Source organism: Streptomyces sp. BK208 (assembly GCF_004364245.1).
GTDB lineage: Bacteria > Actinomycetota > Actinomycetes > Streptomycetales > Streptomycetaceae > Streptomyces.
On record NZ_SOAV01000013.1, the window covers coordinates 265,956 to 275,138 of the forward strand.

Here is a 9,183-nt window from a genome sequence, read left to right on the forward strand (position 1 = left end):
CGTTCCTGGTGAGCAGCGCGAACGAGCGTACGAGGTGGCGCAGACAACAGGCCGTACGATGGGACGAGCACCGCTTGACGGCCTATGCCGAGTACGCTCACGCCGTCAAAGAGCTAGCGGCTCGCTGTCAGATGATCGCTGCCGCCCGCGGGTTGGTGTCAGGGCCCATGCCGTTGGAACCGACACCCGAAGTGCTGTCGGCTCTCGGCCAGCTGGAGTCTCGTCGTTCTGCGCTGTCGGAAACGCTCGGGCTGCTTGGCGACACAGAGACGAACACCGCGTCCAAGACCCTAGACCATTGCTTGTGGCGGTTGGAGTGCCTGGCTCGGGGCATCGCCACAGAAGTCGAACAGAACTGGGATCAGGCGTATCTGGAGTTCCGGGATGCCCGGAGTCGCTATGTTGAACACGCTCGGGCGAGCCTCGGTGTGTCAGGGGCCGTTGCCCGGGACGTGGTCTGGCCAGCTGCATGGCGTCCTGCGGCCGGGTCGTCGTCTTCACAATGACGCGTGGAGAACGGGTGAGGTCTGAAGCCAGAGTCGGATTGCGGCGACTGTGACGGTGCCGTGGAAGACGTAGGCACGTTTGTCATATCTCGTGGCCACGGCCCGGAAGTTCTTGAGCCGGTTGATCGTCCGCTCAACTTCGTTCCTGCGCTTATAGATCGCTTTATCGAAGCCTGCAGGTCGGCCTCCTCGGCTGCCGCGGCGCTGGCGGTTGGCGCGCTGGTCCTTCGGTTCCGGGATGGTGTGCTTGATGTCGCGTCGTCGCAGGTAGCGGCGGTTTCGGCGGGAGCTGTATGCCTTGTCGCCGCTGACGTGATCGGGCCGAGTCCGGGGCCGTCCGCCCAGAGGGCGGGGAACCCGGATTCGGTCCAAGACCTCGATCATCTGCGGGGCGTCGCCCCACTGGCCCGGAGTGATCAGGAGAGCCATCGGGCGGCACCCGCCTTCCCCGGCAAGGTGGATCTTGCAGGTCAGCCCGCCCCGGGACCGTCCGAGCCCCTCGTCAGGGCGGTGATGCCGGGGCGTCGTCCCCTTTTCGGAACCCGCGGGGTGGCATTGTGCGCTCCGGCCGCGTGCTGGTGGGCCCTGCAGGAGGTCGAGTCAACACCGACCATGCCCCAGTCAATCCGGCCGGCCAGGTCGGCGTGGGCCTGGACCGCCTGCAGGATCCGGTCCCAGGTGCCGTCCGCCGACCAGCGGCGATGCCTCTCGTAGACGGATTTCCAGGAGCCGTATCGTTCCGGCAGGTCACGCCACGGGACGCCGGTGCGGATCCGGAACAAAATGCCATTGAGCACGGTGCGGTGATCGTTCCACCGGCCTCCCCGCCTGCCGGAAGGCGGCAGATGCGGCTCCATAAGCGACCACTCGCGATTCGTTAAATCTCCCCGCCCCATGACCGCACCAACGAGCGACTAAAGGTTGTCCCGTAACTGATCTTGAGGTCGGTTTTGACGTGGTCGACTGCTGCATGCACTCACCTGTCATCCAGCGAGGTTGAGGTTGTGCAGGCGAGCGATGCCGAGCATGGCGTAGTGGATGCCGTCGCCCTTGAGGCGGCAGTCGCGCAGGATCTTCCAGCTCTTCATGCGGGCGAAGGTGTGCTCGACGCGCGCCCGGACGTGTTTGTGGGAGCGGTTGTGTTCTTCCTTCCAGGCGGGCAGGTCCTCGCTCTTGGCCCTGCGGTGCGGGATGACCAGGCCGGTGCCCTGGTAGCCGCCATCGGCGATGGTCACGGTCTTGCCGACGGCGCCCTTGGCACCGGATTCCTCCCAGCCGCGGGAGTCGTGTCGGTTGCCGGGCAGAGGACGGCCGACCACGACGACCAGCCGGGTGTCGGCGTCGATGACGACCTGGTGGGCTGTGGAGTAGCGGTAGTTCTTCGACTGCTCGGCGATCGTGCGATCCCGGGTGGGGACCAGGGTGCCGTCCACGATGAGCACGGTGTCCTTCGCGAACCGCTTGCGCGGCTGGAGCGCGAACTGGGGCCCGAGGTGGTCGATGATCCGGTCGGCCGCCGACTTCGAGATGCCGAACAGCGAGGCGAGCTGGCGCATCGTCAAGTTCGTGCGCCAGTACGGGACGACCAACAGGATGCGGTCCTCCAGCTGCAGCCCCCATGGACGCCCGCGATGCTCCTTGGCCGCAGTTTCGCGGCGCACAGCCGTCACCAGCTTGCCGAAACAGCGTGGGCTCAGCCCGGTGAACGGGGCTATCCAGGACGGCTCCGACGCCGTAATCGCACCGGCCATCCGGAGATCATTTCAGTTGCCGGCACTCTTCCTCACGGCGATCCTGGGCTACGAACAGCCAAGGGGGGACAAGGTGGGACTGATGCTCTTCCCGGGCGACGACGACGTGGCGAGTCCGGACGTCTCCTGGTCATACACCGGCTTCAGCATGTTCAGGAAGTGGTTGGCTCAGGCCGAGGGGTTCACCCTCACCGAAATGAACGGGTTCGGTGGAGAGCGCCAGTGGCGCAGTGTCTCCACCACGCTGGCGCCACTGCTCAACCATCCAGACGACGACGGCCCCGACCTGACGCCTGCTCAATGCGCGGCGATGCTGCCCCGGCTGGAAGCGATTCTCGACCAGCGGCAGTCTGACGACAGCGACCCTGTCATCCGACGGCGCATCGAAGACGTCAGGGAGTCGATCACTGTCCTGCGGTTCTGTGTGGACAAGGACGTCGAGCTCATCTTCGGGTAGCCCCCGGGAGCGCGGAGTGCCCCGCCCGCGGGGATGGGCCGTAGTTACGGGACAGCCTTTAAGGGCTGTCCCGTAATCCCAGGAGGCTGAGGGTCACGTTGTGTCCGGGTCGGTGCCGATGGCGCCGGCCGAGCGAAGCGAACGTCCGAGGTCTCCGGTGAGGATGCGGGGGTGTCGCCACCACCACAGGTCGGGGCCGGGCAGCCAGTGGAACTGGTCGAGTGCTTGGCCATCGTCGTCGATGGTTGCGGCCTTGTACCCGTCGTCCAGGGCTTTGATCTGCGGGGTCCAGAGTTGGACGATGTGTTCGTCCAGCAGGAGCCACGCCTCGTGCAGCCAGTTTCGGCAGTACAGGTCGTTGGTGTACTCGTAGATGTCGTCGCCGTAGCCGCGCTCGATGAATCTCACCAGGGCGGCCCACGCGTTCACCCTTTCAGCGACTGTGAATGCCGTCCGCCAGCCGCGCTGGTGCAACAGCTCTCCCAACGTGTCGGCGCTGGGGACTCGGATCCACCCCCACTACGGAGTATTCGCGCCCGTCAGAGGTGAGTACGTCGACCTGGTCGCGCACACGCCGCTGCCGCCCGTGGCCCGACACAGTCCCGCCACCAGTTCGGCATTCGACCTCGGAACGGGAACCGCTGTCCTCGCCGCGGTCCTGGCTTGCCGCGGTATCAACCGCGTCGTGGCCACCGACATCAGCCCACGCGCCCTGGCCTGCGCCAGGGAGAACGTCCACCGGCTCGCACTGACCGACCGCATTGAGGTGCCGGTGCCGGGCCCCGGCCTGTATCCCGAAGGCCGCGCTGACCTCGTCGTTTGCAACCCACCATGGCTCCCCGCCCGTCCGACCAGCCTCATCGAACAAGGCGTCTACGACCCGGACAGCACCATGCTCCACAGCTTCCTCGCCGGACTGTCCGCCCACCTCCGACCAGGCGGCGAGGGCTGGCTCATCCTGCCCGACCTGGCGGAGCACCTCGACCTCCGGACACGTCAGCAGCTGCTCGACGCCATCCAGGCATCACAGCTTCGCATCGTGGACAAGATCGATACCAAGCCCCGACACCCACGCTCCAAGGACGCCGCCGACCCACTCCACACAGCACGAAGCGCCGAGACCACGTCCCTCTGGCGTCTGTTCCCGGCGCCATGACCGGCACTCGGACCACGTAACAGCTTCGCACCTCCCGGTTCAGTAGGTGAGCACATCCCATGGGCAACTTCGCCGCGCTTACGGGATGGCGAGCCGGAAGATCAAAAATCCCTAGGTATGCAGTGAGCGGGCTGGATCCGAGAGGCGAGGCGACCGGTACGGCGGTTCCGGTGAATGAACGCGGCCGTCCTTGTATGACACAGGCGTCTCGGATTGGCCTGCTGGCTGCATCTTTGGCCGGGGGAGTTCACTGAGCCGGTGGGAGTGTTGTGTGGCCGTCATCTTCTCGTCGTTGCGACTGCGGGCGTGGGCCGGTCAGCGTGCACCGTCACGGCCGGGACGAAATCCTCGCCACCGCCTACAGCGATCACGACCTGGTGGTGTTCCTTGAGGGCGCCGGCATCGACGCGCGGAAGCCGTTCTGGACGACCGGCGGTGGGTGGAGTGGCGCGGCGGTCCGGCTCACGAATTCCGTGCCGTCTGACCCACATGCGCGCGCAACGAGCGGGCGTGGAAGGGGGGATCACGTATGACGTGGATGCTGCCGTGGCTGGTGCTCAGCACACTGGTGGCCGACTCTGGCCTGTTACTCGGCTGTCCTGCGGGTTGATGGCTGAGCCGATGTGGGGGTTTCTGTGGGCTTCGTTGTGTCTCTGAAGGCCTGTGAGGCAGGTTGTCCGCGTACTCGTCGGAGTGCTCAGCCAGGTACGGATGAACGTGCTCAGCTCGACGTTCAGTAGCGTGGGGGCTTGGAGGATTTCGGGAGGCCACGGAGTGCGACAATCTGGCCGTGTCTGAGGAGTCGTCGCGCTGGTATCGAGGCCGCCTGGTCGTAGGGCCGTTCACGCCGTTCGAGGTCGGTGAAGTTGAACGTCTCGAACGGGAGATCGGGCTTCCGCTGCCACCTTCCTATCGCTCGTTCCTGGAGGCGGCGGGCGGGGAGAGCCTCACGTACTCGGTCCGACTGCCGGCTTGCGACCCGGAGCCGCTCCAGAGTTTCGACGACCTCTATCGGCTCGGCCGTGACAACGACGGCGAATGCGGCTGGGGCACCCTTCGGGGCGAGTACCGCCGTAGCCGTGAGGGGTGGCTCGCCCATGAGGTCTCGCTGGCGGGCCTTCTCCCGATCGCCCGCAACGGCGGGAGCGACACGCTGTTCCTGGACCTGAACCCGGCGACCCATGGCCAGCTCCATGCCTTCGTGCATGGCATTCCTCACCCGGGATACCTGTCGAAGGGGGTCTTCACCAAGGTCGCCGACGACTTCGACGCCTACCTCGACAGCCTCGTCGTCGATCCGGACGTCGCGGAAGACACCTGGGCCGATGTCGTCGACAGTGACTCCACCGACCCTTGGCGGCGGACCGTCGAGGAATGGCTGGACAAGGAACTGCCGGGCTGGCGTGCCGAGCCGTGGGCGGCAGCCTGAGGTCCCGGGCTGGGTGATTGATCAAGCCACGTTGGTGTCGCGCTCGATGGCGGCGAGCCGGTTCTTCAGCCGGTAGCTCGGGCCGTTGATGGAGACGACGTCGCAGTGGTGCAGGAGCTGGTCGAGAATGGCGGTGGCGAGGACTTCATCGCCGAACACCTGTCCCCGTTCGCTGAAGGTTTTGTTCGAGGTCAGGATGATCGAGCCTTTTTCGTAGCGCTTGGAGATCACCTGGAAGACCAGGTTCGCCTCAGCGCGCTCGAGGGGCTGGTAGCCGACTTCGTCGACGACGAGGACGCCGGGCCGGAGGTAGGTGCGGAGCTTGCTGTTGAGACGTCCGGCCGCCTCGGCGACCTTGAGCTGGCGGACCATGTCGTCGAGGGTCGTGAAGTAGACCGAGAATCCGCCCCGGCAAGCGGCGACCGAGAGCGCGACGGCGATGTGTGTCTTGCCGACCCCGGGCGGGCCCAGAAGGGCCGCGTTGGCCTTGGCCTCGACGAAGGCGAGGGTGGCGAGATCTTTGATCTTCCGGGGGTCGAGTTCGGGCTGGAAGGAGAAGTCGTACTCGTCGAGTGTCTTGTGGTGCGGCAGCTTGGACAGCCGCAGGCCCTGGCGGAAGCGCCGGTCGTCACGGATAGCGAGTTCCTCGGCCAGGACGAGGTCGAGGAAGTCGAGGTAGCCCATCTTGGCCTCGTCTGCCCGGCCGGCGTACTGGTTCAGGCTCTCGGCCAGGTGGGGCAGGCCGAGTTTGGCGGCTGTGGTGCGGATTCGGGTGCTGACCAGCTCGCTCAACTGGGCTCCTCCTGTGTGGGATGGGTGGTGAAGGGACGGGTCCCGGTCAGTTCGTCATAGACCGACAGGGGTCTGCGGCCGACCTCGACGCGGACGGCCGCGGCCCGGTTCAAGCGAGCCGGCCGTCTCCTCGCCGAGCGGGTGCTGATGACGAGGCCGCGGAGGAACGTCACCGGTGGTGGTCCGTCGGTTCCGGCCGTCGGGAAGACCGTCCCAGTGCTTCTCGTCGACGACGCAGGCCCCGCGGCCGACAGCCCTGCTGTGCGTTGCCAGCAGGGTGTCGCCGTTGGCGTCGGGGACAGTGGAGTGCAGAGTGATCTGGGACTTCGTGGCCCTGACTTCCACCAGCTGACGTGGACGGACCTTGCGGGCCGGCACCGAGTAGAGGTTCGCGTCGAAGGCGACCAGGCAGTCCTTGCCGACGTAGCGAAGGTGCCGCTGGGTGACCACGTAGGGTGTCGCCGGCAGGGGCCTGAGGGCCATGTGGTCGCGGATCGCGCGGTGCCCGATCACTTCGCCATGGGTGCCGTGGGACTTCGCCCGGCGCAACGGCCCCCAGGCGTTGAAAGCGGAGTCCAGCTCTTCGATGGAGGAGAAGGACCGTCCGGCCAGGACGTGGTCGCGGACGATCAGGACCTGCCGCTCGACGCGGCCCTTTCCGGTGGGGCGGTAGGCGGCCAGGACGTCGATGTCGAAGTCGTAGTGTCCGGCGAATCCGACCGCTTCCGGGTGCAGCGGAACGGCCTCGCCCGGTGCGACGTGGCGTCGGACAACGGTCTTGGTGCGGTCGTAGACGATCGACATCGGCACCCCGCCGAAGTGGGCGAACGCCTGTCGGTGGCAGTCGAAGAAGGTGGCCAGGTCCTGGCTGGTGGTGAAACAGCAGAACGGATCTCGCGAGTAGGACAAGGTCATGTGGAACGAGTAGACCTTCGGGATGCCGACGTGGGCGAGGATCTGCCCTTCGTCGGCCCAGTCGACCTGGGCCTGCGCTCCGGGCACGACCTCGAATCTGCGGTGCAGCCCGGCCAGCTCGCCCGGGCTGATGCCCAGTGTCTCCGCGATCCGCGGCCGGGCCTCCTGCATGTAGAGCTTCACCCGCTGGTAGTTGCCGGTGAAGCCGTACTCGGCCACCAGCCGCTCGTGAACCACGGCACCTTTGATCAGAATCTCCGACCGCAGCATCGCATCGATCAGCGGCGCGACCTCATCCACCATCCATCGACGGGCGCGGCCGCGGCGAGCCCCAGCCCGCTGGGGTGGTGCGGCCGGGGCCCTGGAGGACAAGTACTTACGGACTGTACGGCGATTGAGCCCAGTTTCTCTTGCGATCTCCGACAGGCTCATGGCCCCGGACTCAAGCAGCCCGCGAAAGCGTCGAAGCTCCATCCACCGTTGCGGATCCAACACCACGGTCAGCCGCCCTCCACCACCCTGATCAGGCCAGCGGCAGACTGCCCACGAACGATCCTCAGTACGTCAGCAACTGGGCACGTTCATCCGTACGTGACTGGGCATGTTCACGTGTACGCCGACACAGGTGGAGGTGTGGTTGCTGTGGGGCCGTTGTTGGGATGGTGGTGGGTCGTCTGGTGCGGTCGTCGTTACGTCTGGTCGGTGGTTTCTCGCTGTGGGCCGTAGTAGAGCCGGAGAAATTCTTCCATGGCGGCGTTGACGCCGGCGCGGTCGCCGGTGGCGAGGAGGTCCAGCAGCAGGCCGCGGACGGTGGCGAGTCCGAGTCTGGCCCGGTTGCGGGCCCGGGCAGGGCCTGCTCCCGCCCTGGCCTCGGCGGCTGCGAGCGGCTCCAGCCAGTCTGTCACCAGCCCTTCGAGGATCGCAGCGGTCTCGGGGTGGCCGCGCAGTGCGTGCCCGCAGATTTCGAAGAAGAGCCGCTGCTGGCCGGCCAGTTGTGGGTCGGTGAGCTGCTGCCACAGCAGGCGCGCGACGTCGGCGGGTGAGGGGCCGGGTTCCAGGCGGAGCCGGGAGAGTACGTCGCGCTGGCGTCGCTCCGACGTGCGGACGATCTCGATGAGCAGCTGTTCCTTGGAGCCGAAGTAGTGGATGAGCATGCGGTGGCTGACGCCGATGGCGGCGCCCAGCCTGCGCAGGCTCAGGTCTGCGATGCCGTGTGTCGCGATGTGGTCGACTGCCGCGTCCACCAGTTGTGTGCGCCGGGTTCCGGGCGGGCCTTGCGCGGCCTGGTCCTGGGGGTGTGAGTCGTCCTTGGCCACCACGTCATGACTGTACCAATCGGTACAGGGCGCATGTACCGTGTGGTACATGAAGTCTGTCACTGTGTCGATCGACGTACCTCAGACTCCCGAGCAGGTCTACGGCTTCCTCGACGTCATGGCGAACCACGAGCGGTTCACCGACCACTACCTGACCAACTGGCGCTACACCGGCCCCGCCAGAGGCATCGGATCGTGCGCCACCGTCACCGCCGCACTGGGCGGCACGAAGAGCGACGTCACCATCGATGTCGTCGAGGCCGAGGCTTCTCGGCGCATCGTCGAACGCAACGTCAGCGCGGCCGGCCGGCGTCAGGGCCGCGGCATCTACACCATCGAGCCGCTCCCCGCAGGCGGGGCCCGCGTCTCGTTCACGTACACGTGGGTACGCGCGCCACTCGCCGACCGGCTGCTGGCCCCCGTCGTACGGGCCACGATGCGGCACGCCAACCGCATGGTCATGCGACGCCTGGCCACCGAATTGGCCTGCCACGTGTCCACCGCCGAATCCTGACGGCGGCCGGTGGCGCCCCTTGCCCCGGCGCAGGCCCGACGCCCACCGGGGCCCTGCCCTCGGCCACGGACTGCTCTGAGCGGCGCTATGTCTCGACCACTTGCACATGACTGGTCTTGGCGCAGGCCGCACACATACCGGCCTCCCCACTCCGCGGAGATATGGGTGTTGGTTCGTGGTGGGCTTCTGGGGGCCGGATTGGCTGTACTGCTCAGTGGGGTGGTGTCGGGGGTGGGTGGTGGGGGTTCAGGCTGGTGGGGGTTCAGGCGGGTGTGGGTGTGGGTGTGGGGTTGGGGTTGGGGGTTTGGGTGGCTATGAGTTGGCGGTATGGGGTGCAGCGTTGGAGG

The 9,183-nt window shown here is 66.7% G+C and carries 8 protein-coding genes and 2 pseudogenes; 4 read left to right on the forward strand and 6 right to left on the reverse strand.

The annotated features are described in order from the left end of the window. Window positions 1-497 precede the first annotated feature (497 nt). Window positions 498-1,402, reverse strand: a protein-coding gene (locus EV562_RS29060) for an IS5 family transposase (RefSeq protein WP_133889810.1) whose coding sequence is annotated in 2 segments (ribosomal slippage) — window positions 498-1,036 and window positions 1,036-1,402 — 906 coding nt in all. Because the reading frame shifts where the segments join, the coding sequence is not laid out codon by codon here. Between the two features lie 87 nt (window positions 1,403-1,489). Further along, the gene (locus EV562_RS29065; protein WP_133889811.1) at window positions 1,490-2,257 is read right to left on the reverse strand and encodes a transposase; all 768 of its coding nucleotides are present in this window, start codon (window positions 2,255-2,257) and stop codon (window positions 1,490-1,492) included. A 73-nt stretch (window positions 2,258-2,330) separates the two neighbouring features. On the opposite strand from EV562_RS29065, the gene EV562_RS29070 reads away from it, so the two are divergent. Then, the gene (locus EV562_RS29070) at window positions 2,331-2,714 is read left to right on the forward strand and encodes a hypothetical protein (protein WP_133889812.1); all 384 of its coding nucleotides are present in this window, start codon (window positions 2,331-2,333) and stop codon (window positions 2,712-2,714) included. Window positions 2,715-2,807: 93 nt separating this feature from the next. Here EV562_RS29070 and EV562_RS29075 read toward each other — a convergent pair whose 3' ends face one another. Further along, window positions 2,808-3,143: a hypothetical protein gene (locus tag EV562_RS29075; RefSeq protein WP_243860232.1), complete on the reverse strand. Its 336-nt coding sequence runs from the start codon at window positions 3,141-3,143 to the stop codon at window positions 2,808-2,810. A gap of 55 nt (window positions 3,144-3,198) precedes the next feature. On the opposite strand from EV562_RS29075, the pseudogene EV562_RS29080 reads away from it, so the two are divergent. After that, window positions 3,199-3,870: pseudogene (locus EV562_RS29080) on the forward strand (class I SAM-dependent methyltransferase); the annotation flags it as partial. 790 nt (window positions 3,871-4,660) lie between these two features. Then, window positions 4,661-5,299, forward strand: a complete 639-nt coding sequence (locus EV562_RS29085; protein ID WP_133889814.1) for an SMI1/KNR4 family protein — start codon at window positions 4,661-4,663, stop codon at window positions 5,297-5,299. 21 nt (window positions 5,300-5,320) lie between these two features. Here the strand turns inward: EV562_RS29085 and istB are convergent, their stop codons facing one another. The 3 genes and pseudogenes from istB to EV562_RS29100 all read right to left on the reverse strand — a co-directional run bounded on the left by istB (window position 5,321) and on the right by EV562_RS29100 (window position 8,325). Beyond that, window positions 5,321-6,091, reverse strand: a complete 771-nt coding sequence (istB, locus tag EV562_RS29090; RefSeq protein ID WP_133889815.1) for an IS21-like element helper ATPase IstB — start codon at window positions 6,089-6,091, stop codon at window positions 5,321-5,323. Then, window positions 6,088-7,480: pseudogene (gene istA / locus EV562_RS29095) on the reverse strand (IS21 family transposase). The gene istB and the pseudogene istA overlap by 4 nt, the downstream one beginning before the upstream one ends. A 215-nt stretch (window positions 7,481-7,695) precedes the next feature. Continuing rightward, window positions 7,696-8,325 carry a TetR/AcrR family transcriptional regulator gene (locus tag EV562_RS29100; RefSeq protein ID WP_243860234.1) on the reverse strand — a complete coding sequence of 210 codons (630 nt, stop codon included), beginning with the start codon at window positions 8,323-8,325 and terminating at the stop codon, window positions 7,696-7,698. A gap of 46 nt (window positions 8,326-8,371) precedes the next feature. On the opposite strand from EV562_RS29100, the gene EV562_RS29105 reads away from it, so the two are divergent. Beyond that, complete coding sequence (locus EV562_RS29105) at window positions 8,372-8,836, forward strand: SRPBCC family protein (protein ID WP_133889817.1); 465 nt, start codon at window positions 8,372-8,374, stop codon at window positions 8,834-8,836. Window positions 8,837-9,183: the final 347 nt, after the last annotated feature.

Excerpts from the sequence above, each read along its gene's own strand:
- EV562_RS29105 (WP_133889817.1), top strand. The coding sequence starts at position 8,372 with ATGAAGTCTGTCACTGTGTCGATCGACGTACCTCAGACTCCCGAGCAG.
- EV562_RS29065 (WP_133889811.1), bottom strand. The coding sequence starts at position 2,257 with ATGGCCGGTGCGATTACGGCGTCGGAGCCGTCCTGGATAGCCCCGTTC.